This window comes from Humiphilus diazotrophicus (genome assembly GCF_059726315.1).
Window position 1 is genome coordinate 4,235,840 of sequence record NZ_AP040870.1, and the last position, 26,526, is coordinate 4,262,365.

The 26,526-nt window shown below is 51.7% G+C and carries 24 protein-coding genes; 6 read left to right on the forward strand and 18 right to left on the reverse strand.

The features are described from left to right. Position 1: 1 nt before the first annotated feature. The 8 genes from AC6I7T_RS17980 to AC6I7T_RS18015 all read right to left on the reverse strand — a co-directional run bounded on the left by AC6I7T_RS17980 (position 2) and on the right by AC6I7T_RS18015 (position 7,013). Entirely contained in the window at positions 2 to 433 is a 432-nt protein-coding gene (locus AC6I7T_RS17980; RefSeq protein WP_497788797.1) for a 2Fe-2S iron-sulfur cluster-binding protein, read from the reverse strand. Between the two features lie 9 nt (positions 434 to 442). Then, on the reverse strand, positions 443 to 2,383 hold the full coding sequence (gene hscA, locus AC6I7T_RS17985) for a Fe-S protein assembly chaperone HscA (RefSeq protein ID WP_497788798.1): 1,941 nt from the start codon (positions 2,381 to 2,383) through the stop codon (positions 443 to 445). Between the two features lie 14 nt (positions 2,384 to 2,397). Next, positions 2,398 to 3,102, reverse strand: a complete 705-nt coding sequence (hscB, locus tag AC6I7T_RS17990) for a Fe-S protein assembly co-chaperone HscB (protein WP_497788800.1) — start codon at positions 3,100 to 3,102, stop codon at positions 2,398 to 2,400. A gap of 24 nt (positions 3,103 to 3,126) precedes the next feature. Further along, positions 3,127 to 3,534: a HesB/IscA family protein gene (locus AC6I7T_RS17995; RefSeq protein WP_497788801.1), complete on the reverse strand. Its 408-nt coding sequence runs from the start codon at positions 3,532 to 3,534 to the stop codon at positions 3,127 to 3,129. 100 nt (positions 3,535 to 3,634) lie between these two features. Continuing rightward, positions 3,635 to 4,054, reverse strand: coding sequence for a Fe-S cluster assembly scaffold IscU (gene iscU / locus AC6I7T_RS18000; protein WP_497788802.1), 420 nt, complete (start codon positions 4,052 to 4,054; stop codon positions 3,635 to 3,637). A 66-nt stretch (positions 4,055 to 4,120) separates the two neighbouring features. Continuing rightward, a complete protein-coding gene (locus AC6I7T_RS18005) occupies positions 4,121 to 5,374 on the reverse strand; it encodes an IscS subfamily cysteine desulfurase (protein ID WP_497788803.1) in 1,254 nt (417 codons plus the stop codon). A gap of 63 nt (positions 5,375 to 5,437) precedes the next feature. Beyond that, complete coding sequence (locus AC6I7T_RS18010; RefSeq protein ID WP_497788804.1) at positions 5,438 to 5,893, reverse strand: RrF2 family transcriptional regulator; 456 nt, start codon at positions 5,891 to 5,893, stop codon at positions 5,438 to 5,440. 373 nt (positions 5,894 to 6,266) lie between these two features. Further along, positions 6,267 to 7,013, reverse strand: a complete 747-nt coding sequence (locus tag AC6I7T_RS18015) for a CDP-alcohol phosphatidyltransferase family protein (protein WP_497788805.1) — start codon at positions 7,011 to 7,013, stop codon at positions 6,267 to 6,269. Between the two features lie 49 nt (positions 7,014 to 7,062). Here AC6I7T_RS18015 and AC6I7T_RS18020 point away from each other — a divergent pair, with 49 nt between their 5' ends. Further along, the gene (locus AC6I7T_RS18020) at positions 7,063 to 8,121 is read left to right on the forward strand and encodes an isoaspartyl peptidase/L-asparaginase family protein (protein WP_497788806.1); all 1,059 of its coding nucleotides are present in this window, start codon (positions 7,063 to 7,065) and stop codon (positions 8,119 to 8,121) included. A gap of 158 nt (positions 8,122 to 8,279) precedes the next feature. On the opposite strand, the gene AC6I7T_RS18025 is transcribed toward AC6I7T_RS18020, so the two are convergent. Beyond that, entirely contained in the window at positions 8,280 to 9,587 is a 1,308-nt protein-coding gene (locus tag AC6I7T_RS18025) for a metal-dependent hydrolase family protein (RefSeq protein WP_497788808.1), read from the reverse strand. 213 nt (positions 9,588 to 9,800) lie between these two features. On the opposite strand from AC6I7T_RS18025, the gene AC6I7T_RS18030 reads away from it, so the two are divergent. Next, positions 9,801 to 10,781: a threonine ammonia-lyase gene (locus tag AC6I7T_RS18030; protein ID WP_497788809.1), complete on the forward strand. Its 981-nt coding sequence runs from the start codon at positions 9,801 to 9,803 to the stop codon at positions 10,779 to 10,781. A gap of 322 nt (positions 10,782 to 11,103) precedes the next feature. Continuing rightward, positions 11,104 to 13,773: an ABC transporter permease gene (locus AC6I7T_RS18035; protein WP_497788811.1), complete on the forward strand. Its 2,670-nt coding sequence runs from the start codon at positions 11,104 to 11,106 to the stop codon at positions 13,771 to 13,773. A 33-nt stretch (positions 13,774 to 13,806) separates the two neighbouring features. On the opposite strand, the gene AC6I7T_RS18040 is transcribed toward AC6I7T_RS18035, so the two are convergent. Beyond that, positions 13,807 to 14,271, reverse strand: coding sequence for a hypothetical protein (locus AC6I7T_RS18040; protein WP_497788813.1), 465 nt, complete (start codon positions 14,269 to 14,271; stop codon positions 13,807 to 13,809). Between AC6I7T_RS18040 and AC6I7T_RS18045 the strand changes: the two genes are divergently transcribed. Both AC6I7T_RS18045 and AC6I7T_RS18050 read left to right on the forward strand, forming a co-directional pair. Then, complete coding sequence (locus AC6I7T_RS18045) at positions 14,270 to 14,410, forward strand: hypothetical protein (protein WP_497788814.1); 141 nt, start codon at positions 14,270 to 14,272, stop codon at positions 14,408 to 14,410. The genes AC6I7T_RS18040 and AC6I7T_RS18045 overlap by 2 nt on opposite strands. Positions 14,411 to 14,631: 221 nt before the next feature. Continuing rightward, positions 14,632 to 14,883 carry a 4Fe-4S dicluster domain-containing protein gene (locus AC6I7T_RS18050; protein WP_497788815.1) on the forward strand — a complete coding sequence of 84 codons (252 nt, stop codon included), beginning with the start codon at positions 14,632 to 14,634 and terminating at the stop codon, positions 14,881 to 14,883. A gap of 77 nt (positions 14,884 to 14,960) precedes the next feature. On the opposite strand, the gene AC6I7T_RS18055 is transcribed toward AC6I7T_RS18050, so the two are convergent. Continuing rightward, positions 14,961 to 16,925, reverse strand: coding sequence for a DUF3857 domain-containing transglutaminase family protein (locus tag AC6I7T_RS18055; RefSeq protein WP_497788816.1), 1,965 nt, complete (start codon positions 16,923 to 16,925; stop codon positions 14,961 to 14,963). Next, positions 16,925 to 18,895, reverse strand: a complete 1,971-nt coding sequence (locus tag AC6I7T_RS18060; protein WP_497788818.1) for a DUF3858 domain-containing protein — start codon at positions 18,893 to 18,895, stop codon at positions 16,925 to 16,927. Before AC6I7T_RS18060 ends, AC6I7T_RS18055 begins: the two co-directional genes overlap by 1 nt. A 927-nt stretch (positions 18,896 to 19,822) precedes the next feature. On the opposite strand from AC6I7T_RS18060, the gene AC6I7T_RS18065 reads away from it, so the two are divergent. Next, entirely contained in the window at positions 19,823 to 21,130 is a 1,308-nt protein-coding gene (locus tag AC6I7T_RS18065; RefSeq protein WP_497788819.1) for an NCS2 family permease, read from the forward strand. A 15-nt stretch (positions 21,131 to 21,145) separates the two neighbouring features. Here AC6I7T_RS18065 and AC6I7T_RS18070 read toward each other — a convergent pair whose 3' ends face one another. From AC6I7T_RS18070 to AC6I7T_RS18095, 6 genes are all read right to left on the reverse strand, one after another. Beyond that, positions 21,146 to 21,742, reverse strand: a complete 597-nt coding sequence (locus AC6I7T_RS18070) for a putative signal transducing protein (protein WP_497788820.1) — start codon at positions 21,740 to 21,742, stop codon at positions 21,146 to 21,148. 14 nt (positions 21,743 to 21,756) lie between these two features. Then, entirely contained in the window at positions 21,757 to 22,950 is a 1,194-nt protein-coding gene (locus tag AC6I7T_RS18075) for an LssY C-terminal domain-containing protein (protein WP_497788821.1), read from the reverse strand. 107 nt (positions 22,951 to 23,057) lie between these two features. Then, positions 23,058 to 24,122: a bifunctional DNA-binding transcriptional regulator/O6-methylguanine-DNA methyltransferase Ada gene (ada, locus tag AC6I7T_RS18080; RefSeq protein ID WP_497788822.1), complete on the reverse strand. Its 1,065-nt coding sequence runs from the start codon at positions 24,120 to 24,122 to the stop codon at positions 23,058 to 23,060. A gap of 211 nt (positions 24,123 to 24,333) precedes the next feature. Further along, positions 24,334 to 25,071, reverse strand: coding sequence for a carbonic anhydrase (locus AC6I7T_RS18085; RefSeq protein ID WP_497788823.1), 738 nt, complete (start codon positions 25,069 to 25,071; stop codon positions 24,334 to 24,336). A 28-nt stretch (positions 25,072 to 25,099) separates the two neighbouring features. Further along, positions 25,100 to 25,402, reverse strand: a complete 303-nt coding sequence (locus AC6I7T_RS18090) for a hypothetical protein (RefSeq protein ID WP_497788824.1) — start codon at positions 25,400 to 25,402, stop codon at positions 25,100 to 25,102. Between the two features lie 13 nt (positions 25,403 to 25,415). After that, the gene (locus tag AC6I7T_RS18095; protein WP_497788825.1) at positions 25,416 to 26,360 is read right to left on the reverse strand and encodes a HipA family kinase; all 945 of its coding nucleotides are present in this window, start codon (positions 26,358 to 26,360) and stop codon (positions 25,416 to 25,418) included. Between the last annotated feature and the right edge of the window lie 166 nt (positions 26,361 to 26,526).

The following is a 26,526-nucleotide window of genomic DNA, read 5'->3' on the forward strand; positions in this document are numbered from 1 at the left end:
CTTACTCCTGTCCGCTGAGCGCCAGTGGTTTACCTTCCGAAACGTAATTGCGATTCCACTTAGGAATCTCGACGACATAGTTTCCTGGTTTCGTTATGACAGCCTGGCATCCCAGACGGGAGTTCAATTGCGGATCCGCGGCCATATCGAGCCGGTCTAGCTCCTCGTCATCGGCTTGACTCAATCCTGGTTCGCCTTCCTTGATCCATAGGTGGCAGGTTGTGCAAGCACAGGAGCCTCCGCAGGCATGATCCAGGAAGATGCCATAGTTTTCAGCAACATCCAGGAATGACATTGGACGCCCATGATGGTCGTACGGCATCGTACCAAATTTGAACTCGACGGTTTTCCCTTCGGGGAGAAAGGTCACTCGCACCATATCTGGTGCAGGAGGTTTGCTCAGATCCACTTCGGTGGTTTTTGGATCGCTCATCTCGTTCTCTCACTTAAACTCTGCAGGTGCAAAGGGGTGGGGAGCCGTAGGCGCCTCACCCAGCTTATCGCCTGCCTGGTCAATGGTTTCTCCAGCTAATGCACTGGTAACGGCGCTATCCATCATTAGCTCAGCGAAGCGTCGTGTCGACTGATCGAGAGCCGAAATCGCCTGATGGATCGCTTCCAGATCTTCACCGAGCTTTATGGCATTCAGGCGATCTTTCGCTGCAGCGATTTGCGCTTGTTCCTCGCCACTCAACTGCTGCCATGCCGGGCTAGAAGGAGCTTTCTCCACAGCTGCAAGAATTGTCTCCGCTTCATTGCGCATTTCAACGAGCTGGCGCACGCGGAAATCCTCTTCTGCGTTATCGAAGGAATCCAGAATCATGGATTCGACCTGCTCATCGGTCAATCCATAGGTTGGCCTTACATCGACCTCGGACTGCTTTCCGCTACGCTCTTCGCGAGCGGTGACCTTGAGAATCCCGTTTGCGTCGATCAGGAATTTTACTTCGATGCGCGGTAATCCGGCACTCATCGGAGGAATACCCTTCAGATCAAAGCGGGCCAGGGAGCGGCAGTCCTTTGCTAGTTCACGCTCTCCTTGCAGAACATGAATGGCGACGTTCGTTTGTCCATCGACTCCGGTTGTGAAGTATTCCGTCGCAGAAGCGGGAATCGTAGAGTTCCGCTGAATGATCTTTGCGACAACGCCTCCAAGAGCTTCAATTCCGAGCGATAGAGGAGTGACGTCCAGCAGCAGCATGTCCTGTGTCGGGGCAGAGCCTCCGGCAAGGATATCGGCTTGTACCGCGGCGCCCAAGGCTACCACTTCATCCGGATTCAAATCTGTATGCGGCTTCTTGCCGCGCGCGGAAAGGCCAAAAATCTCGTCGACCAAGGTCCGTACTGCTGGAATGCGTGTTGAGCCGCCAACCAGAACTACTTCGTCAATCTGCTCTGGCGTAATCCCTGCATCTTTTATCGCCTGTTTGCATGGTCCGGCGGTGCGGGCAAGGATGGGAGCAATCAACTGCTCGAAGAGATCGCGTGGAATTTCCCGCTGATAACGCAAACCTCCCGGCAGGGTCACATCCAGCTTTGCTGCCGAATTGGAGGAGAGCGCAATCTTAGCTTCGATAACCGCTTTGCGAATCGTCTGAATGATCTCAGGATTGCGACGGACATCGATCTTCAAATCACCTTCGATATCGTTAAGCGCGATAGTGATTAAGAGATTGTCGATATCGTCGCCGCCAAGATGCGTATCTCCGTTCGTGGCGATAACTTCGAAGATGCCGTCATTCAGTTTGAGAATCGAAATATCGAAGGTGCCGCCGCCAAGGTCGTAAACGGCAATGACGCCTTCTTTCTGCCGATCGAGTCCATAAGCCAATGCGGCAGCCGTAGGTTCATTGACGAGACGGAGAACCTCCAGGCCTGCCATACGTCCGGCATCTTTCGTGGCCTGTCGTTGTGCATCGTTGAAGTAAGCCGGAACAGTGATAACCGCCTTGGTTACAGATGCACCGAAATACCGTTCCGCATTCCTCTTGAGCTGCCGCAGTATGTAGGCCGAGATCTCGGAAGGAGTGAACTGCATATCTCCCAAGCGGATGCGTAGAACCTCTCCAGGCTGCAGATCGTTGGCAAGACGGAAGGGAAAGAGCTTCAGCTCTTCCTGTATATCCTCTACACCGCGGCCCATCAGCCGTTTTACAGAGTAGATTGTCCTCTCCGGCGAGGTAATCAGGGCACGGCGGGCAGAGTTACCGACTACAACTGTAGGGCGTTGATTAGGGTCACGAATGGGATCGAGCGCAACAACCGACGGTACTAAGCTTGAACCATCGACGCCAGGAATCACCTGGGGATGATCTCCTTGCATGAAAGCAACGAGGGAGTTGGTTGTGCCTAGATCGATACCTACGACGCGTTCTTCTGACATAATCTTTTCTTCGTTTATCCTTCCAGCGCCTCATTCACGTCGCGAACCAGGTTGCGAATATACCTGCGCCGATCAAGTACGGCGACCATTTTGTCCTTCAACGATTGTCTGGGAGTCTCTTCGCTTTGTTCGATGGCCTTGTCCCACGCATCCCACAGTTGATGAAGACTTTCATCACTGGAAGTGAGCAAATTCTCAAATTGGGTTTTGGCGCGTTCCAGATCGGCGCGGAGCTGTGGGTCATCTTCACCCATTTTGCGATTCATCCGCAGCTCCTCCAACTGCATATTGAGTTCGAAGACCTCTTCCAACAATTCAGGAGGAACTTTGGAGGGATTTTTATCTCCGCGCTGGCGGTCCTCTTCTGCAATCTCAACGCCTTCCAGCTTGAGCAGATACTCCGTGCGCTTGATCGGATCTTTAAGGGTCCGATATGCGTCGTTCAGGAGAGAGGTGTTGGCCAAGCTCCACTCTTGTTCGTCTGCAGAGGCACGGGCAAAAAGGTCGGGGTGCAACTTCCTGCTCAGGCGATAAAAATCGCGTTCCATCTGCTTGAGATCGATATTGAGCTGGCGCGGCAAACTAAAGACTTCAAAGTAATCAGCATGCGCAACCGGTTGCACCTTCCCGCAGGAGGGACAAATCAGTTGCGTGTTGGACGGAGTAGCGGCACACGACCAGCATGCCGTTGGAACGAGCTTCTGTTCTGCAATCTGCATGATGATTTTCGACCTGCGCGCTATTTAGGAGAAGGACGAGCCGCAACTACATGAGCGCGTTGAATTCGGGTTTATGAACTTGAATCCCTGTCGCATCAGAGTCTCTTCGTAGTCGAGCGTCATGCCGTGCAGATACAGAAAAGACTTCGGGTCGATGAAGATGCGAACTTCGTCGAACTGGTAGACGCGATCCCGCTCCCGCGGTTGGGTATCGAAGCGAATGCTGTAGGAAAGTCCCGAGCATCCTCCACCCATTACACCTAAGCGCAGCCCGCCTTCCTGTGGGGCGATGCCTTCCTTCGCCATGGCGCTGCGAATGTGCTGAAGAGCACGGTCCGTGACCTGGATCGTCTTTTGCGGTGGCTGCGATACAGCAGGTTGCTGCTTTTCCGCGCCTTCCGTCTGTATCTGTACGACATTTTGCGTGTTCATGTGTTGTTCCTGCATCCTGGCCAAATGGTCCAGGAGAAAAAGTCGAATGAGAGCCGTTTTTGCAAACTGAGCACTACCAACGATGGTGACGCCCAGCTTTCTAATTTGCTGCGACGGTTTCCTGCTCTTGCTCTGTGACGCCGTTCTTCTTCTTCCAGTCGCTAATCGCGGCACGGATAGCATCTTCAGCCAGCACGGAGCAGTGAATCTTCACCGGAGGCAGTGCTAACTCTTTCACGATGTCAGTGTTCTTGATCTGTAGTGCTTCGTCGACGGTCTTGCCCTTGACCCATTCCGTCGCCAAGGAAGAGGACGCAATCGCCGAGCCACAGCCGAAGGTCTTGAACTTGGCTTCCTCGATAACCTGAGTGTCCGGATTAACTTTGATCTGTAAACGCATCACGTCGCCGCACTCAGGTGCGCCCACCAAGCCTGTGCCCACTTCTGCACTGCCCTTATCGAGTTGACCTACGTTCCGCGGATTATTGTAGTGATCGATGACCTTATCGCTGTATGCCATGGTTCTTAAACTCTCCTCCAGAATCGTTATTCTTCAGGCCGCAAGGGGATGCGGCAGAAAACTTGTTTAGTGTGCTGCCCACTCAATCTTCGTCAGGTCGATGCCTTCCTTCACCATTTCGTAGAGAGGGGAAAGCTCGCGCAGCTTCTTGACGACATCGATGAGCTTGTCCGCTACATAGTCCACTTCTGCTTGCGTATTGAAGCGACCCAAACCGAAGCGGATTGAGCTATGGGCTACATCGTCTCCCAGTCCCAACGCCTTTAGAACATAAGATGGCTCAAGCGTTGCGGAGGTGCAGGCAGAGCCCGAGGAGACTGCGATATCGTTGATACCCATCAACAGCGATTCGCCTTCGACATAGACAAAGCTCATATTCAGATTGCCGGGCAAACGATGCTCCATCGAGCCGTTTACGTGGATATAATCCAGATCGCTTTCCAGCTTCGCTTTTAAGCTGTCGCGCATTGCACGAAGGCGTGCTGTTTCCGTTTCCATTTCGGCTCCGGCGATTTCACAGGCCTTGCCCAAACCGACGATTCCGGGAACATTCAGAGTTCCGGAACGCATGCCGCGTTCGTGTCCGCCACCATCGATCTGAGCTGCAATTTGAACGCGAGGATTGCGACGGCGAACATAGAGAGCACCAACTCCCTTGGGGCCGTAAAGCTTGTGGGCGCTTATGGAGAGAACGTCGATGTTCATTGCATTTACATCGACTGGAACTTTGCCAATTGCCTGAACTGCATCGGTGTGGAACAGAACTCCACGTTCCCGACAAAGCTTGCCAATTTCTGCGACTGGCTGGATGACGCCAATCTCATTATTGGCAGCCATGATCGTCACCAAAATGGTTTTGTCGTCGATTGCTTTCTTCAGATCTTCAAGATCGATAAGGCCATCGGCCTTCACTGGAAGATATGTTACCCGGTAGCCGTTCTTCTCAAGCCGCTTACAGGTATCCAGAACAGCCTTATGTTCCGTTACCTGGGTGATGATGTGATTGCCGCGTTCGCGGTACATCTCGGCAACACCTTTGATCGCCAGATTGTCGGATTCGGTAGCGCCGGAGGTGAAGATAATCTCCTTGGCCGTTGCCCCAATGAGCTTGGCAATTTGTTCCCGCGCGGCTTCAACTGCCTGTTCGGCTTCCCATCCAAAGGAATGATTACGGCTGGCTGCATTGCCGAATTTCCCGGTCAGATACGGCATCATCGCTTCCAACACACGCGGATCGAGCGGCGTAGTAGCGTGATTATCCATGTAGATCGGCAGCGTTACGCCAGCCGGTACCTCAATCCCATTGACAACAGTGCTCATCTTCTCGTTTCTCCTGCGTTGTTACGAAACCTGTTCACAAAATCGTGAAACTCAAAAATCGGCTTAACTGGAGAGTGTCACCAGTGCCTGTCTTACCTCAGCAGAGTCAATTTCTCTCTCTATCAGGTCTTCAATGCTGATGCTCTTTAGCACACCGGCGATGCTGTCATTTACACGGCTCAAAGGAGCCTTGATCGTGCAGCTGTCGTGCAAATCGCAAGAGGCATGGCCCTTCACCCCACATGAGGTGATGAAGAGAGGTCCATCAATTGCATGAATTACTTCGAAAGCGGAGATCGAGCGCGGCTCTCTGGAGAGCGCATACCCTCCGTTCATGCCGGCGTGTGATTTCAGCAATCCGACTTTCGTCAGCCGTTGCAGAATCTTTGCCAGCAGCTGTGCCGGAATCCCATAAGCCTCAGCAATGTCTTTTGCACTCTGGGCCGGGTTCTCCGGATGTTCTGCCAGATACTTGAGGGCCATCAGCCCGTAATCCGCTTTTTTCGTTAATCTCAGCATGCAAAACTGCGACCAGTTCAGTCGTAGTTAAGTATACGACCATTTCTGTCCGGATTACAACTTCAAATTCAGAGGGATGGGGTCATAAGTGGAACAGAAATGCTGAATGGGGAAAAAAGAAGGTTTGACCTACGGAAGGGGGGTTTGACAAGCAGGGCTGGACCGTTACAATCTTGCGGAAGAGTAAACCCACACTTTAGTTATCCCACATGAATACCGTCTGCAAGCATCCCAGAGTGCGAGTTGTCTCGCGACATGATGACGCCGAATACGTCGAGTGCCAAGACTGCGGAGAAGTTTTCGACTCCGACGAATTTCGAGACATGGCTATTGAAGAAGAAACCACGAACGCAGAGGACGAAGAAGACCAGGCTTAACGAACCAGCGCCGCAGAGGCACCGATACGTCGAGCCACCCGCCATGTGTAATGGAGGCCGGAGAACACTGTAAGCACAACAGTGGCGAACAGTGCTGCACTCCGAATCGTTATCACAGCGGCTGGTGCGTAGAACTGGCTCATCAATACTGAAATCAAGGCAACGATCTGCGCCAGCGTATTGGCTTTGCCAAATATGCTTGGGCGAAAGTCCCGCATGCCCATTGCGGCATAGAGGATCGCGGAAACGATCAGGATCCCCAGATCTCTGCCGAAGACCAGTACGGTTATTCGCCAGGAGATGAGGCCAAGGTGCGTAAGTACCAGGAAGATGGTGCTCAGGAGCAGTTTGTCGGCCACGGGGTCGAGATACTGCCCCAGGACCGTCCTTTGCTTCAAAAGCCTGGCTAGGAGTCCATCAAGTCCGTCGGTAATACCGGCGACCATAAAGAGCACAAATCCAGTGCGATAGTAGCCGTCCAGCAGGGCGAGGACCAGGAAGGGCGTCAGGCAGAGCCTGAGGAATGTCAATTGATTCGGAGTAGTGCGAAATTCGCTCAGCACGATTTTTGATTGCCAGTGTTCTTCAAACTTTCGAGAATAATTCCCGAAACCACTGATACTACAGTATGTGACGGTTGCCTGTTTTTCGAATCTCTCCGAATGACCGCTTTGCGGGATATACGGCTCGGTTCTTCCTTCTTCATCTTCCTTTGTGATCTGTGCCATTGCAAAATGGGGCATGCTAACCTTCCGGCCTCTACAACGAAAAGCGCTTTTTTCAGGCTGCGAGTTGAGCCGTGCACTTGTCATCATGGTGCTTACCCTGATGAGTGCAACGGTTCCGACCCTCGCTGCTTCCGCAAAACACTCCTGGGCTATTGTCCTGCATGGCGGTGCCGGTGTCATCGAGCGAAATTCAATGAGCCCTCAGATGGAGGCTCAGTACCGGGCTGGTCTCCAGGATGCACTGCAGGCTGGAGCGGATGTTTTGAACAAAGGTGGCTCCTCCCTGGATGCCATTGAGGCGGCAATTCGCCTGTTGGAAGATAATCCTCTGTTCAATGCCGGAAGAGGAGCTGTTTTTACTGCGGAAGGGAAGAACGAGCTGGATTCCGCCATTATGGATGGAGCTACGTTGAAGGCAGGAGCCGTAGCCGGGGTCACTCGCACCCGTCATCCCATCACACTTGCCAGAACGGTAATGGAAAAGTCGCCCCACGTCATGCTGATCGGCTCGGGTGCAGATGCCTTTGCCGCGGAAAAGGGCTTGGAACAAGTTGACCCCAGCTTCTTTTTTACGGAGAGACGTTGGCAGGGACTCATCAATCAGCTGAATAAAGAGCACCTTCCCATTCCTCCACGACCGGCCGGAGCTCCTCCTGCTCCTTCGGGCCCCATAGCCGAACTGGAGAGTCTGGAGGCCCACAAGTTTGGAACCGTCGGTGTTGTAGCTTTGGATCGCCAGGCAAACATTGCTGCAGGAACCTCGACTGGAGGGCTACAGGGAAAGCTTTGGGGACGCGTCGGGGATTCGCCTATTATCGGGGCCGGAACCTATGCTTCCAATTCCTCCTGTGCTGTTTCCGGGACCGGGACAGGGGAGTATTTCATTCGTCTGACAGTTGCACGCGATATCTGTTCGCTCGTACAGGAAAAAGGCTTGGGATTACAGGCAGCAGCAGACGAAATTATCCAGAAGAGGCTGACGGCTTTTCATGGAGATGGAGGAATCATTGCCGTTAGTCCCGACGGGCAAATGGCCTGGAGCTTTAATACTTCCGGCATGTATCGGGCTCGCCTGTCTGAAGGCGGAAAAATTCAGATCTCAATTTACAAAGACGAGCCGTAAGAGGGTACAGTGTAGGTCAACAGCAATCTTGTGGCTGTTAGTTAGTTTGATGTCCACGCATCTTGGGTCCACCACCCGGGCTCAGCTCCTCTCTGTGGCGGACCTGTTGATGACAGCTCAGGCTGGAAAAATCAGGTAAGTTTTCTGTGCTACCGGCTTCACGGATGCTTGTAGATCACTCCGTTCTTCATGACGAACCGAACATCTTTTACGGCCAGAATAGAGTGTGTCGGGTCTCCTGCTACGGCGATAATGTCGGCCAGCATGTTGGAGTGCAGCTTTCCCAGCTCATTCTCCATCCCTATGACTTTTGCACTGGTGGCTGTTGCTGCAGTGAGTGCCTGAACCGGTGTCATCCCGTCGCGAACCATCCAGTCCAGTTCCTTCCAATTGTCTCCATGCGTAAATACACCTACGTCACTACCGCATCCGATGATTACGCCTGCCCGTAAAGCTGTTTGAAAAGCATGTTCGGCTTCCTGGATCTGCGGAGTGGCTGGTGTCTTTCCGTCTACATAGCTATGAAAATATTGGGCGTAAGCTGCGGTGGCCATTAAAGTCGGGAAGTAGGCAACACCTTTTTGCGCCATCAACCGGAAAGTGGCTTCCGATCCGCCATCACCATGTTCAATGGTGTCGACTCCAGCCAGAACAGCACGCCGCATTCCTTCATCGGTGGTAGCGTGGGCTGAGACTTTACGTCCCGAGCTGTGAGCTGCTTCTACCAGGGCGTTGAGCTCATTCTGTGTAAAGGTTGGGCGCGTTGTTCCATCAGGGCCGAAGCGATAGTCGGCATATACCTTGATCCAGTCAGCACCACGAGCGGCTTGTTCGCGCACAGCCTCCATAACGCCCGTTTCTCCGGTTGCCTCCTGGGCGCCCTGCGGTAATTCGATATCCGGACGAAAATTGCGGACAGCAGGTCCATATGAGCCACTGGCGACAATTGCACGTGTCGCCACGAAAAGCCGTGGACCTGAGATAACACCCTCCTGAATAGCTCGCTTGATTGAGACGTCGGCAAATGCGGCTCCCTCTGTCCCCAGATCGCGCAGAGTGGTAAAGCCTGCTAGCAGGGTGGCTTCCGCATGCTTCGCGGCGAGTATCGTCCGATAAGGAGGCGGCTCTTTCAGTACCTGATCGTCCCACGATGTTTCGTTATAGGGATGCAGTAGCAGATGGGAATGAAGATCCATCAAACCCGGAAGAAGTGTCATGCCTGGCAGGTCGATAACTTTGGCTTCAGCCGGAATTTTTACTTCTGCTTTCGGTCCTACCGCGGTAATTCGCGCTCCTTGGACAACGACCACCCAGTCGGGATGAGCATTGCTATCTTCTGCTGTCCATACCTGTGCCGGACGGAGAACCGTGACTGTAGAAGTCATGTCTTCAGCCGGTAACTGGATGCCAGCAAAAGTAAGACAGAGTGCACTAGAGAAAGATATAAGTCGCAGGATCTTCAACATTAGTTTTTCCCAATCTGACCTTGGTTTTATCATGCGTGGTGATTTTATGGCGCAAGTATCGTTTCTGGGAAAGTATATGGCTCGATACTGAAAACATTAGGTTCCTTTATGTTTCATTGCGCCGTTAGTGGTGTTGCGCCTGCGAGAGTCCGATATCATCGTAGTTAAGTCATCAAATTTCAACCGATATAGGCACTTTAGGATTGGATTGGTATGAATCAGACCTCCAAAATTGAGTCCCGGATTTCTCTGGAGAGAATCGAAGCGGCGAGCCGCTCGATTGATCCTGCTTTCTTGAATACTCCTCAGTTTTTGAGCGAGCCTCTGAGCGAGCAGTGCAATACGCGCATGATCATTAAGGTGGAGACCGTCAATCCTATTCGTTCATTTAAGGGCAGAGGCGTCGATCTGTTTTTTTCCGGCCTGGACCAGAATGTTCAAACACTGGTTTGCGCATCTACCGGGAATCTCGGCCAAGCTCTTGCCTACTTTGCCCGTAGGCGCAGGACCAAGACTATTGTTTTTGCAGCTCAGTCGACAAATTCCTACCAGTTGCAAAGCCTGCGTTCTCTGGATGCAGAGATTCGTCTGGGTGGAAAAGATTTCAGTGAGGCAAAGGAATTTGCCCAGGCTTTTGTGCAAGAACGTGGAGGCCGCTTTGTTGAAGATGGTCGGGAGTTGGCACTTGCAGAAGGTGCTGGGACCATGGGCGTCGAACTCAGCCGCTGGCCGAAGACAATCAATTTTCTCCTGGTCCCGTTAGGGAGCGGTTCCTTGCTTGCCGGACTTGGACGATGGATGAAAGCAAAATCTCCTAACACCCGAATTATTGGGGTGTGCTGTGTGGGCGCGCCTGCTATGCAACTCTCCTGGCGTGAGGGACGCTTGATTCAAACCAAAGAAGCCTCAACCATTGCCGATGGACTTGAAATCCGGAATCCGGTTCCGGAAGCGTTCGTCGATCTCAAGCCTCTGGTGGATGAGGTTCTCCTCGTAGATGACGAAACCCTCATTCGAGCTATGCAATTGATCTTTGTCCATCATGGATTGATCACAGAACCGGCAGGAGTTGCGGGGCTGGCTGCTGCTTTGGCGTTTAGACACCGTTTCCAGAATGCAGTCGTTGCCACTCCTATTCTCGGAGCCAATCTAAGTCCAGACCGCATTCGTCGCTGGTTGCTGCCAGCAAGCTAGCTTGCTGGATCTGGCACCATACCTGGGCTATTGTGAGCCTATAACCGCGAATAGAACGCTCGTTGTAGGGAGTAGGCGCAATCTCCGCCTATGGCTTTTCTTTGTGAGGGAAAGGCTATAGCCGATTCCTGAAATATGAATGAAATCAAATGAGCAGGGGACAGTCTCCCCTGTTTTCTTTTTCATAAAGACCTTGACTATCTACATATATAGTTGTAGATAGTCAAGGTATGACGAAGATCTCTTGCTAAGCACAATGTGCTCTAAAATCACGGCCCATGGACAAGAGAGATCATTGAAGTTTGTGCAAGGGGAGGACCATATGCGTTGGTTGAGGACGTTCCGGATGCAGCTCCAAATGCTGTTTCACCGTCGGAGGGAAGCACAGTGCCTGGATGCTGAGCTTCAATTCCATCTTGATCAGCAAATTGCCGAGAACATAGCTTCCGGAATGTCTCCAGCGGAGGCGCGGCACGCAGCCCATCGCATCTTTGGAAATCCCACTGTTCTGCGGGAGCAAACGAGAGAAACCTGGCGCTGGAATTGGGCGGAGCAACTCATGCGGGATATACGCTTTGGAATACGCACACTGGCCCGCACCCCGGGTTTTGCCTGCATTACGATCCTCGTCATAGCCATCGGTATAGGTTCAAACGTCGCGCTATTTACGATTGTCCGCTCGGTACTGTTAAAACCTTTACCGCTTCCCGATTCCGGGCGTCTGGTCCGCATCTTTGAAGCCGACACCCACGATAAATCCCATGACAAAGTGGTTGCTGCTGGAGACTTCGCCGACTGGCAGCGGTTTTCAAAGAGCTTTACTCAGATGGCCCTCTACACGTCAGAGAACTATACGTTTTCAGCGTCGGGAGCGCTTCCGGAAAAGCTTCAAGGCCAAATCACCACTTGGAATGTCTTTCAGACGCTCGGTGTTACCCCTGTAATGGGTCGCTTCTTCTCTTCCGACGATGATCGCATGGGTGCCAATGGCGTCGTTGTGATCAGCTGGGGCTTTTGGAAGCGGCGTTTCGGTGGCGAATCTGGGGTGATTGGCCAGAAGATTCTGCTGAATGCGAGACCTTATACCGTGATCGGAGTTCTTCCGGAGTGGTTTAACTGGCCTGATGCGAAAACTCAAGTATGGACGACTGTGTATCACGAGATCCCTCCGCAGTGGATACAAGTCATGCGATCGCACGATGCACACAACTTCGATGTGATTGCCCGTCTGAGGCCTGGAGTGCAGATGTCTGCAGCGGAAGCGGAGGTCAGTGGCATTCAAAACCAGATTCGAAAACAGTTCCCCGATGGGCCTGTCTTCGATGCTGCGAATCTGCGCTCAGCCTTGAATGCACAAACTCACGAATTCTCGGTGACTTTGTATACGTTGCTGGCTGCAACTGGATGCTTGCTCCTAATTGCGTGTCTTAATGTTGCAAATCTATTGGTAGCGAGAGCCACAGTGCGTCGCCGCGAATTCGCGATTCGCGCTGCCCTGGGTGGCTCCCGTTTGCGACTGGTACGGGAGCAGACAACAGAAAGCTTGTTGCTTTCCTTGGGTGGCGGAATCCTGGGCGTTGTCTTCGCCTATGGCGCGATTCAGTGGGCAATTCACGTGAGAACCGATTTGCCGCGGGCAGAAGCGATTCATCTGGACGGGATTGTCCTTGCGTTTGCGTTTGGTATCACGCTTCTTTTTGGAATTGCTGCAGGCGTGATTCAGTCCTTATCTGTGCAGGACAAGCACATAGCACGGGTATTGCAGGAATCTTCGCGGGCTAGCAGCAGCGGACACATCCGGGTGCAGCTACGTCGTCTGCTGCTGTCCCTGGAAGTTGGATTAACGGTGGTTCTGTTGATTGGAGCGGGACTATTGCTTAAGACCTATCGGCAATTGCATTCCGTAGATCTGGGGTGTACGGCTCGCGGAGTCCTTACCCTGAGGATTAACCTGCCTGAAGCCGAATATAGTACCCCGGCAAAGGTCGTCAACTTTACTGACGATTTGTTGACACGGCTTCGGCAATTGCCTGGTGTGCGTGCGGCCGGTATTGGCACGATGGTGCCTGGCCAAGGACATGGGCAGGATAATGCTTTTGAGATTACGGAACTTCCCCCCTTGCCCAAAGGACAATTCATGGACGCTAGCGTTCGCTATGTCGATCCGGGATTCTTTACTTCTTTACAGATCCCGATTCAAAGTGGGCGTACTTTTACTCCAAATGAACGGCTCGAACGTCATCACTACGCGATTGTGAATCAGGCCTTCGTCCACGCATTTTTCCTAAATACGGATCCAATTGGAAAACACATCGTCGATGGCAACAATGAATCCGCAGGAGTGTCGGCACAACCAAATGAAATCATAGGTGTTGTGAGGGATACACGTGAGACGGTCTATTGGACTGCCGCAAATCCTACAATTTACTACCCCTTCTACGGCGGTTTGAAGAGTTCCTTTACCTTGGCTGTACGTACGGATGGATCTCCCGATGCCATTGCGCTTCCTGTACAGAAAGTAATTGCACAGCTGGATCCTATGTTGCCGGTTAGCGATGTACTGACAATCGATCAGATCATAGGTAAGTCAACACTAGATGCGAGTTTTGATGCTGTCCTTGTTTCTGCCTTTGCAGTTCTCTCGTTAGTGCTGGCCGCTGTCGGCCTCTATGGCGTTCTCTCCTATCTGGTTGCACAGCGAACAACAGAAGTCGGAATTCGGATGGCTCTCGGTGCACAGCGGGACCATGTAATGGCGCTTATGCTGCGGGATGGAATACGTCCTGCTCTGTTTGGGCTTGTTCTTGGCCTGATAACCAGTATTGGGACAACGCGTTTCATCAGTTCTTTGTTGTACGGAACGAAACCTCTGGATCTTGCCATCTTTATAGCCGTGGCAATTACGTTAATTTTTGTTGCATGGCTGGCGTGCCTGCTTCCGGCGTGGAGGGCATCGAAACTCGACCCCATTGCAGCCTTACGAATGGGATAGATTTTGCTGCCTATGGTGCTTCCAGTTTGATAGTTATGCCGCGGCTTCGTCGTCTTTCCATTGGCGGCGGGCTGCGCCAACGATGATGACAATAGGCGTGGCCAAAAAACCTGCAAGAAGAGAGGGCATCCTTCTCAAATCCTCGGAGAACGGACGCCCTTTGCATCCGACCAGCATCGCTCCCTTTCTCATGACGTGGAGATGGAACAGTGCTGAGATCAGTCCGAAGATCATGATGCCCATGGTGACTGTTCTTAGGTTGGGTGTTCCAGCTGCTGCATGAATCGTATATTCCACAAATTGGGACAAAATGGGAACTCCTACCACAATGAGAGAGTTTGATACCCACCGCGGTTGGATATTGAGAGCCTTTTGCTGCAATGCGGAATAGATCCCAGCAGTGGAAGCTACGTAAACAACTTCTGCAATAACAGCGTGAAATCCAGTGTGCCAGTCATGTTTTGCGGTTGCTTCCACATAGGCAATGGATCGGATCATGGCACTCAGAATTGCCGATTTCCAGTTCCAGTGCATAAAGGGGAAAGAAAGAGCTCTTGCTACCGCAATGGGTGAGAATCGTGTTGCAACTAAGTTTCTCTCTAATATCGAAGAGATTGATTTCACAAAACTAGAATGAATCAGCTATCAAGCAGGCACTATAAAAAGCGCGTTATCTTTTCTTCAAAATCTGGGAAATCGCCTGATAATCAGACCTTTTTGATCCGTTATATCTGTGCGCCCGCAAGAGCCTCCGTGTGACAGCAATCACCGACCTGAGACAGTACAAATAGCTACCTTGCAATCAGGCCGGCACGGCCTGCCAAGAGATTTCGCCCGTCCGAGCCAGGAGAAAGTACCATGCCTTACGTTATTACGGACTCTTGCACCAAAGATTTTGCGTGCGTTGATGCTTGTTCCACTTATGCAATTCACCCGGCAAAAGATGAAGCCGGTGCGGATACTGTGCCTCAGCTTTTCATCAATCCCGATGAGTGCATCGATTGCGGCAATTGCTCAGCAACCTGCCCCTCGAATGCTATCTTCCCGGTCGATGAACTGCCAGCCGACAAGGCTGATTTCGCAGCCAAGAACGCAGCCTACTTCAATTAAGATTCGAGGTAGTAAAGGAAAAGGCCCCGTAGAAGCCTGGCTCTACGGGGCCTTTTCCTTTTGAATATAAGTGCCCTCTACTGTTTCTTAAGGATTGCTGTAGCTTGTTCGTCCGCTAATATCGTGCCCATGAGCTTCGATACTTTTGGATACTCCTCGGCGGGCAATTCAAGTTGTTTGACGATATATTCCCGTTCGTAGTGGAGGACGTTGTCCTTCACTGTTACTGAGCTGTGATAGGTTGCGAAGCCCGTATCCATACTTACCGTAGCGGGCAGCTCATCTACGGAATAGCCGGCCGGTAGACGCAGATCAAAACTGTCGCTCCAAATGCCTGTCTCATCTAGATTGATGGGATACTTTCTCGGTTCATCGTCGAAAGGGACGGCATAGCTTCCGAGAACACGGGGCCTCACCAGAAGGAGATCCCCCATCTGCCGGGAGTAAGATTTCGCAGCAAATTCGTAATTTACCTCTACAGGCTGATCCAGTTCCTTTACGTGTGCTACTGAGGTATTTGTCAGGGTAAGGCTTGGAAAATCGTTCTTGAGGCGTCTTTCCAGTCTCTCTCTCTTTTCCTGTTCATTGTCCTTGGTATAGAAATAGCGAAAGTGCTCTGCACTATCGCCCTTTCTGGTTTCCAGCACCTGCCCTTTCAGGGTTCCATCCGACAGTAGTTCGAAGGTTCCTTTCCTCTGCAGTGTGTCAGCCTCAGGAGCAAGCACTGGTAATTGGAAGGCCTTACTATTCTGCCCATTCACCAGAAGTCCATAGCTTCCTTGTAGATCGGAACGCAAACTCCCAGCGGGAGTAAAAGCATCCGTAGGGTCAAAAATCAGATACCGTTTGGTTCCTACCTTCACGACTGCCTGCAATCTAGGATCGTTATATCCCTCTGGAATTTCAATTGCTGCGATCATGTGGTTTCCCGCAACGGAGGGAACTTTAGGATCGATAACACCTCTGTGGGTATCTACAGGCACATAGTTGGCCTGAATACCAATGGCTTGCAGCATCGAGATCAGTAATGTGACCTTATCTTTACAGTCACCATAGCGATTACGATAAATATCATTTGCGAAATGGGGCTGAATCCCTCCAATTCCAATCTCAATAACAAAGTAGCGAATGTTCTTCTGTATTTCTTCGGTTACACGCTGAACCTTACTGAAGAAGTCCTTTTCGTCTCCGGCTAAGCTTTGAGCTTTTGCTGTGATCTCGGGAGAGGGGTCTGTACGATGAGCTGCGAGCCCTTCATACCATAAGGCGATCTGTTGCCAACGCTGATCGGGTTCGGAGGCTAGCGATTGCCCATAGTGCACAGACATGCGTCCGGCAAGAGATCGCCAAGCTGGTCGCATTGGCAAATCTCTCAAAATCAAAGCAGGAACATTACGGACTTCCCATTTCCAATGGTTTGGCTGCACCTCTGTCGGTTGTACTGGACTAAAGTTCTTCCAGACAGAGTAATACTGCCATCCTGCAGGGAGATCGACTTCATAGACAGCTTGAGATACCGGAGCAGAATCCTGAAAGCCCCATATATCTTCGTTGATGTAGGGACGTAGTTTGATCTCGAATTCGCAGGCGATTGTCGCTCCCGGATCTGCAGCGGGCGGATGCATGGATCGAACACGATTCGATTCGTGATACTGCAGAGCCTCATCCTGGCCGGAATCAGCAAAATCAGCATCTTTCGCCGTGTACTGCTTCCCATCGGCGCCAAGTACCCAGCCTCGCATGGATGTCAGTTTCTGCTCGACATCGTAGAGAGCCATACAAATTGCATCTGTTTTACCCTGCGGACGCAGAATCCTTACGACACTACGTTCCCGCAAAGAACTCTTCCCGTCTGGATTGACGGTTAACAAATGCTCGCTATAAAGAATGGCCGTTTCCGGATGATTCTTCCCCGAATCCGGAATTGGATTGTGCAATGCTGCAGTCGCCCAATCTGGGAAGTCATTTTTACTTGCTCCGACCATCGGCATCGAGCAGACGGACAGCATGATTGAGAGACAAATGCAGATTCTCTTCATCATTACTGCCCTTTCGCCTGAGAGACTCTCTTCAGGACAAGCTGTTGCTGGTCTGCAGTATTGACCTTCTCGTAAAAGCTGTGAACGTCGGCGTATTCCTCCGCCTTATATAGTGTGTTTCCCAAGGCGAAGACTCTGGTTAACATCACAGTATTTCCGCTGACCTTACTATCCAGTTTCATCTGTGCCATGTTGGGATAGGGAATCACTGTAGGCTTAGGTGCACTTTCGATCGACCATGACGCGGGTAGCGTGACTGTAACCTGATCAGCTTCAATATATGGATAGCGCAGGTCAATTGGAGACTGGCGTTTGGGTTGGTTAACAAAGGAAGAAACGTTTCGTGCCTCGAAGACTTCTATTGGAAAGAATGACCGTGTTTGCGTCATACTCCCAGCGTTCCCTTTGATCTCTCCGGTTGCTATTAACGGAGTCTCAGAAGAGTCTTTATTGGTGAAACCCTTGATTGTGACTTTGAGTCCGGCTGGAACGATCTCATTCAATTCTTTTTCCAGATCTTGCCTGGCCTCTTCTTCATCGTTACGCAGAATAGTCTGTCTCCATCGCAGGGCGATACTGCCGCCCATGGTTAGGATCACCGTTCCGTGAATTTCTCCGGAATCATCCATGGTTAATATGGCGGTACGTCTCTCCTGATTATCGGGATAAGAAGGCTCTGGAGCTGGCCCAAGTATCGGGCCCTGATCGGTTTGTCTTAAGCCTCCTGCCCAGGTGTGCTTCCAATGAAGTTGACCAAACTTGCAGAACTTGGAACCCGGATCGAACCAACGCTCCTTGCCGTCTACATTGACGATTACGAGTACGTCATCGAGCTGGTTGGAACTTAGTATGTTGACGTTGAAGAGATCGTTATTTCGGTTTACCACCTGCATGGCGAAAGCTTTCATCCCCGAAGCGCGGACCATTGCAAGGAAGAGTAGCGCTATCTCATCGGAGCTGCCACGTTTCTGCTTCCAGATATCTTCGGCATTCTTCGCCTCCTTGACGCCGTTGGCCTTTCTTTCCTGCTCACTTTGTTTCCGTGTGAAATCAGTGTTATCTAACGCCATGACAGCGTCATAAAGCTTTGAGAGCTTTTTCTCCTGCGTGTCAGCCCCTGCTGTGATTTGTGCAGCGGCCGATGCAAGTGCCGCTGAAGGATTCGCAAAGTGATCCATCTTTTTGGACCAGTATTTGCCCTCGGCCTTCCAGAATTCGACGCCATTCGTGAAAGGTGAGTAATAGAAAAAGACGCGATAGTTAAAGGTGCGGAGCGGAGGCATGAAGTCTTCATCCGGTTCGGCCGGAATATCATGTACATCCAGTTCGTAATGATCTCCGACATTCTTTATAGACGAGCCCTTGGGTAGATTATCCCAGTGCAGCAGATAGTTAGCTGCGGAGCCACGTTCATTCACAAGCGTAAGCGATGTACTTGCGGGCATAAAACGGAAATGCGCTTTATGCACATAGAGCGCCTGTTGGACATCCCACTCGGGGCTCAGGAATACATTATCGTCATAGCGGAGTTTGTATTTGTATTCCAGAATGCTGCCTACTTCTACAGCCGGCATAGAGAAAACCTTAGCCGAGTAACGTTTGGTTTTGCTTTTGACTAAAAGCTTGTCATAGGGTTTCCCTGTGAAGGGCACAATTGAGCCGTCGCTATGGATTGTTCTCCCTTGGACATCTGTAATAGCAAAGTTGTGACTCTCGTAAGGGATTTCCACATCAGCATAGGACTTGCCTTTTTCGGTCAGGATCTTAATCCGAACATACAGACTATGCATGTGCATTCTGTCGTCCGAAACTTCTTCTCTGTACAGATATACGGCTGGCGCATCCGGAACTGCGGGATCGGAGGTCATTTTTAATTCATCCGCAGTAGGTTGCTGCCACTGCTCAAAGGCAAAGGCAGAGAAAGGGCAGAGACAGATCAAGGCGATAAAGAAGGCAGAAAATCGAATACGCACGATACGAACCTCGGCACGGGTTGAGAACCGCAGTAGCTATGGCCTTTTCACAATCTCTGCATTTTTCTGCATATCTAAAGCGGCATCGAACCAAAGAATGCCTGCATGATAGAAGTTGCTCAGCTTGCGTTCATGTGAAAACGCTAATTGGTTAAGTGAGGGGCAACACTTCTTAAATACCCAGCCACCTATGACTGTTTGTTCTTTTATGCCTGACCCGGGGGAGAATCAAGCAGAAATTTCCAACAGAATTGCTTATGTATCTTCCTCTGTATCTCTCTAGCCGTCAATAGATAACTAATCTGAAACTAGCTGAACATGAAATGGACATCGGCAGAGACCAACGATTCTGAAAGTCTGGTTCATTCTGCGACAAGTGACAGGTGTTCTCTCAATGACCCGCTTCGATTTTGCGATGTAGGAGACTATCTATCCTGAGCTATTCCGGAATAGGTTCATTTCTGGTTTTCATTTGGGTGGATAGATTGTGATAGAGATAGATGAGCCGGAGGTGTCCATCTTCGAGGGAAACTCGAATGTAGCGTGCCTGAAGGTGGGAGTCGCTAAGCTTTCGGTGATCAAGCGATATTGTGAAGATTGGCTTTGTACGGTTAACTCTATTGGAACTTGTGTATTTCCTTAGCTCGCTTCATTCGTGAAAAGCGGTATCCAATACCGCAATATGCATATATCAGTGCGCCAAACTGAATTTCTTCCTTCTCCTCTGCTTTATTGCCGCGAGGTTGGCAGACAGAGAGTCCACATTGTCTCAGAAAATGTGCAATTTGAGAATTTGAAGGATCAATGTAGAGATGTTCTCAACAAACCCGTATTTCTCTTGTGAAGTAGGGAGAAGAGATTCGTCTGCCTTTGTAAGGTGCTTTATCCTTCGGGTTTTCCGGAAAATTTCCTACACTGAAAGAACGCATGCGCGCATATTGGGAAAGCTATTTCGAATTTCGCCGGCTCGGGACGAACTGGCGCACTGAGGTTTTGGCCGGCGTAACCACCTTCCTCACGATGGCCTATATCGTTTTGGTCAATCCATCGATTCTGAGCCAGGCTGGAGTCCCGCTTGCAGGGGCGACTGCAGCGACCTGTCTTTCGGCAGCTCTCGGCAGTATTTTGATGGGAGTTATCGCTCGCTATCCCATTGCTCTTGCCCCGGGGATGGGGCTGAATGCCTATTTCACCTATACAGTTTGCATTGGCATGCACGTTCCCTGGCAGACTGCCCTGGGAGCCGTTTTCATCTCCGGCGTGTTGTTCTTGCTCCTCACCGCTTTCGGAATCCGCCAGCTGATCTTGCGCAGCATTCCACACGAGCTTTATGCGGCTGTGGCCGGTGGAATTGGCTTATTTATAGCGTTTATTGGCCTGCGAAATTCAGGGTTGGTGGTTGCACATCCGTCGACCGTTGTCGCTCTAGGCAATTTGCATCAGCCGGGACCAATTCTCGCTCTTTGTGGTCTGGTCGTGATGGCTGCATTGGAGATTCGAAAAATTCGTGGGTCGATTCTCATTGGCGTGCTGGTGACTACGCTTCTTGCCTGGTGCTTCGGTCTGGTCCACTGGAGTCCCTTGGCCTATAGCTTTTCCGGGATTACGGCAACGGCCTTCCGGCTTGACCTTCGTTCCGCACTTCATGTGGGAGTTCTGGAAATTGTCTTTGTCTTCTTTTTCGTGGACCTCTTCGATAACTTGGGCACTCTGGTTGCCGTTGCAAAGCGGGCTGGACTGATTGAACCCGACAACTCCATTCCACGCCTAAACCAGATTCTGTTGGCAGATGCCACGGCCACAGTTTGTGGCTCCCTGGCTGGCACCTCGACCGTTACCAGCTATATAGAATCCACTGCCGGTGTAGCTGCCGGAGGTCGTAGCGGAGTAACCGCAATTACGACAGGAGCCTTGTTCCTGCTAGCACTCTTTGCTGCGCCCTTGGTGGGCATGATTCCTGCGGCTGCTACTGCTCCGGCGTTGATCCTTGTGGGCAGCATGATGCTCGCCACAATCAGCGAGATTCCCTGGCGGGATCCGATCATCGCGTTGCCGGCCTTCTTAACGTTAATTCTGATTCCTTTGACCTACTCGATCGCGAATGGGCTGGGGTTTGGAATTATCTCCTACGCGATTCTTCATCTTGTGTCGGGGAGATTTCGGAGAGAAGACTGGCTTCTGTATGTGCTAGCGGCGTTGTTTCTGACAAGATTTCTCTATTTGGCAAATGCGTAGAACCGGAAAGACGGCCTATTCGGTGGTCTCTTCTTTCCATGTGTATCCGCAAGAGTTGCATCGTAATGCGTCTTTGGGCAGCGGCAGAGGCAGGCCTACGACATTGAGGGCCGCTAATTTCAGACCAGTATTGCGTGAGCCGTGAATGATCTCTAGAGAATCACATTGTGGGCATCTGGGCTGGGAGAAGCTCTGATCCTCTTCGAGAGGGATGTTTTCCGGAAGAGGCTGAGAGAGAATCTCCAGTGCGGCTTCGGCATCCTCTTCCGAGACCTGAAGCTTGATGCCGCCGAGGAGACCGGAAAACAGCCAATTCATCCGGATTACATTCTCTTCCGAGAGATACACGGGAATGCCTGCAGATTCCAGCACACTGCGGGCAATAGAAGCTTCCGCCAGATCTCTGAACGATTCCACCGTAACCAGCTTTTGCGGAACCACTTCCACGTATCCCTCGGGAAGAGGCATTGTCAGATTCCGCTTTTCCATCTCTGCTGCAAGTGCAGAAAAGGCAATTTCCGTTAGGGTATGCCTCTCCGCAGCCAGATCGAGGAGCTGGCTATCGTCCATCGCAGCATAGTGGGCCGCAAGTTCTGCTTGCGCGTTTTTCATAGGGCTGGTGCCCCTTATTTAAGCACCATCACCACAATCCGTCCATCCGACCGGAACTCACCTCCTGTTGCTGTTTTGGCGGTACGCAATGGATTGTCCGGCAGGACATAAGCGGCTCCAGAAACCATCCCTGCGGCGGAAAAGCTCTTTTCGATGAAGTCCCTCTCGGTATCTATTTCGGGATCGATATGGTGGGTAACTCCACCAGTTCGTTGATCTTTCTCGAAACCGTTGTCATGGGTTGCCGATCCCACCCAAAGTGGTTTTCCGTCCACGGTCTTGGTGGTCTTCCACACGCGCAAATGATGACGGATGGCTGCCACTTCCAGTGGAGCCGCACGAGCGAAGCTTAAATCCTGTGGCCTTCCAAAGAGATAGAGGGTACTCATCGGCATCTGGACATACGCTTCATGGGAGAGCGTGGCCAGGAGTCCGTGGACGATGGCTTCTTCCGGAGATTTATCTACGGCTACCCACCCGGCCGCTTGAAAAGCGTTATTTACCTGATCCGAGGTGCCAACGATTGCAAAATTGACCATATCCCCCGGATTGCTCTGCTGATCCGTGACCCGACGAGGGAGATCGGCGAACAGGTCCGGGGAGAGCATTGTCTGCAATTCCGGCATGGCTACAAGCTTGTTAGTTGTAGCCGTGGCTTTTGCGTTTTTCGTGGAGGTCAGCTTCATCGTGACCTGGTAGGTGCCGTCAGGGGCCAAATCCGAGGCAGAGTTGATTGCCAGATAAAGGTGCCCCGACTGGGTCACGTCAACTGCCTTCTTTACTCCGATCTCGAAGGGAACAGCTACATCTTTCTGCCCGATTCTTCCAATAAGGGTTCCGGGGCCGACACTATTCACCGGGAACTGACGAAGCAAATCGCGCCATCCTCGGGCGATTCCGTCGGCCTTTACCTTACGGCCATCGCTGAGGTCTACTTGGCCATCGGCCGTAAATTCCAGGTGATCTCCGGCTGCAACTGCGACCCCGGTATCCAGCCAGTCCCCTCCGTTGACCTTGAAGTGATAGGAAGACTTCCTTTTGCTCAATTCCGAATTGTCGGGAGCTTGTGCCGCAATTACTTCTATTGGCCGACGTACAGGGGAGGCTGTGGAGGGGGTAGCAGCGTTTTGGGGGGCATTGGGATCGTCATATACCCTGACCGGCTTAGTCGACTGCTGCGCGGTCAGATTTATCGAACCGATTGCCATCCAAAGTAGGAGCCCAATAATTGATCTTTTTCCATACATACCGATATGTATGTGGACGCAACTGCGAGCAAAAAGATTTGCTGGCAATCGGATTTCGAATGTTTCTTTCAGCTCTGGCGTGATCTAGCCTCGTCCTGTGTACCCGTTTGTTCCATCTCGAGCAACTGTTGCTTTCGCTCCAATCCCCAACGATATCCAGCCAGTTTTCCATTGCTCGCGATAACGCGATGGCATGGGACTAACAGTGCCAGCCGGTTGTGGGCACAAGCGCTGGCAACGGCACGAACGGCACGAGGAGCTCCTATCTGCCGGGCAATTTCAGAGTAGCTTCTCGTTTCTCCTCTGGGAATACGTCTGAGCGCCTGCCAGACTCGTTGTTGAAAAGCCGTTCCACGTATGTCCAAGGGGAGTTCTCTTGCCGTGCGATTCTCTCGGCATTGCGCGAGTACCTGATCGACCTTCTGTTTCAGAGAGATATCCTCGGTGATGGTTGCGGCAGGGAACTGGGCTTCGAGCGATTCGCGAACTTCCTTCTCCGAATTTCCGAGCAGGACAGCACATACTCCCCTGTCTGTAGCCCCGATCAAGATCCATCCCAGCTCACATCGTGCAGCACTATAGACGATTTGCTCGCCGCGTCCTCCCGCACGATACTTTCCTGGGCTCATCCCGAGGCGGGAATCCTCATAGACTCTGCTGGAGGAACCATATCCGGATCGGTAAATAGCCTCAGTTACAGCTCCGTTTCTGGTCGACTGGATGGTTTGCAGATGATGTTTCAATTGCGCTGCTCTTAGCTCCCGCTGATAGTTGCTGGCGCTGGTACCCAGAACCCGCTGAAAGAGCCGTTGGACGGTAAAGGGGCTGGCTCCGGCAAGCCTGCCCAGTTCATTTAGCGTAATCTTGCGATCCACATGTTTTTGAATGTGTTGGCAAAGGCGCTCGACCTGCTCCGCTTCGATGTTCCTGTTCTCCGGTTGGCAGCGCAGACAAGCCCTGAATCCGGCAACACGGGCTTCTGCCGAGGATTGAAAGAAGAGAGTGTTCTTTTGTTGTGGTCGGCGGCTGGGGCACATCGGGCGGCAGAAGACTCCGGTGGAGCGTACTGCATAGAAGAAAGTTGCTCCGGGATCGCGTGTGACCACCTGCTGCCAGGCTTTCTCCAGATTCATCTTCGTCTCCCTGGACTTCATTCCTATCCTCACTCTTGGATGGAGAAGCGCACACTCCGATTCTTGCGGTCAAAATGGAGCTCTGGATGCGATTTTTCAGTAAGCATGAGGTGCGAAGACCTACTAGGAGTGGTTATTCCTGATCGATAGCAGCTGTCAGCTACCATTTCGGGAGCTGACAGCTAACAGCTGGAAATTTAAGATTGATGGCTTACCGGGATGCTTCAATCTTCCGGTCATGTGGTGGTTGCAGCGGCCGGGAGTTGCGGGGATAGATCGCCGTAATGATTTGAAGCTGGCTTCTGGAAACTTCCGACTCTTGCTTGAAGACAAACCAGCGCACCCCTTCCGTGCAGGGTGGCGTGGTCAAAGAGCCGTCGTAGGTCCAGTAGCCGCGGTCCGCAGGAAGCAGACCAGCTGCTCCAATCAGCGCCGTTGTCGTCATGGATTTGCCTGCCTGCTTGGGCAGATCCGGCCAGAGAGAAGCCACCACAACGTTGGGATTGCCTTCTTTCATCCGTACGGAAACGATTGCCATCTTGCCTTCAGCATCCTTATGAAGTAGCTGTACTTCGAGATCGCTTAGCTGTCCCTTTACCGCTTCTTCGCTGGGATGGTGAAACTGGAATTGAACGAGATCGTAGCGGTGTCCTCCAACAAGGAAGTAGCTACCTCGTTCGACTTTGCCGGTAATGGTGTGGCCGTCGTTTACTAATGTGATTGGACCCGCGATGTAGTGGAATTCAAGCGGAGGAAGATTGGTAGGTTTAGCACCCCGGATATCCAGAGGGGATTGTTGATGCCCATTTGTGCAGCTGAGATAGGCTGCGTCCAGTTTTGCCCAACGTTCAGGGCCGATTTTCCCTTCGTAACCCCACTGTGCTGTCTGTGCTCCTGCGCTAACGGCTGCCACGACTGACAAGGCAGCTACCAAAAGCTTCTTTCGCATGCTTATCCTTCCCAGGAAACGACCAGGATCAAGCATTGCGCCAGTTCTTCATTTCCTTGAAAAACTGAGCTACTTGCTTCTCCAGGCCCATTCCGTCCGGTATATAGTAGTCCTCTACTCGAAGGTATCCTACCGAGACGTCGTCCAGGGAAGTGAAACTAAGATCTGCCGCTTCCGGGGCGGATGAGAGGGTCAATCTCCAATCCTCTAGAAGCGCAATCAGGTACTGCCGAACTGAAGGCGGGGTGTGATTCAGGAGCTCTTCCCACCTGGGATTTACTCGCAAGATGTAGCTCGAGGATGTCTCGTTATACATCTTGCAAATAATCACTCCTGCCACTCCCTCATCCCGCAAAGGATCTGGGCAAATTCGCACAACGCGACAATGATAGGAGGACGTCATTTGCAGGGTTCAGTGCATGCGCAGCAGGCTTCTTCTTTGTAAACACATATGCCTTTGCTGCACCAAATTCTTCTTTTAATTTAAAGCGGCGATTCTCTAAAAAGGAACAGACGCGTTCCTGCCAGTTTTGGGTCAGCCACTCCTGCGGGATCTGTCCCAAAAATGCGTGAATTTCTTCAGTCGTAATATTCTGGATCGCCTGTTTCCAGGCATTGAAACGCCTCTGCTGGAGCAGTCCTTCGTATACCGGCTTGTGCAGGTGCATAGCACGAGCCCAGCAGGTTTCGTCCTTCAATTCTCCATCCGGACCGCCAAAACAGTGTCCATGATCGATAAAGACGGCGCGAACAGCCCGGCTTCCCTCTGAACTGAGGAAAACAGCCTGGCGTGCATCACGTGCACCCGTCCAGAGATCGAAAAACAACATCCCTGCAAAATCTTCGCGATTGGAAAGGCGTCCAACCCAGCTGCTCGGCAAAATCTCGTTTGCCGGTGTGCCGTCTTCCTGATGGATGACTACCGAACCAAAGGCAAGTCCCGCCTTCGGTCTGACTGACCCTTCTGGAAGTTCCCACCATAGATGGGGATTTGCATCTAGGAGTTCGTCGGAAATACGTACGTAAGCCCAATCGGCAACTGGAAGTCCCAGACGCCTGCACAACATGGAGGCTAGCGCTTCGTTGGCCAAAACAGTCCGCCCCTGCGGATTTCCGGCCATCTTCAGCACGTACAGTCTTCCGTCAGAACCACGAGCCAATAGGGATTGTGAACCGCCGCGGAGCTTGCGATAAAGCTCGACGGCCTCGACAACCCGTGGCTGACCAATTGCATGCTGATTGGAGATACAGCTGTCCCCGTTCAGCGACACGCTCTTCTGCGTACCCAAGGCAACCCTCAAAGAGATTTCCCTCTTAACTGCGGAGGTGAAGTCCCAAATCACTACATTGTGGAAAGTGGAGTTACTGTAGCATTGAACGCGTGACAAATGCATGCTGTTTTTTGTTGAAATCTGTAAAACTAGTTCCCGGAACCAAAATTACCATAGTAACCAT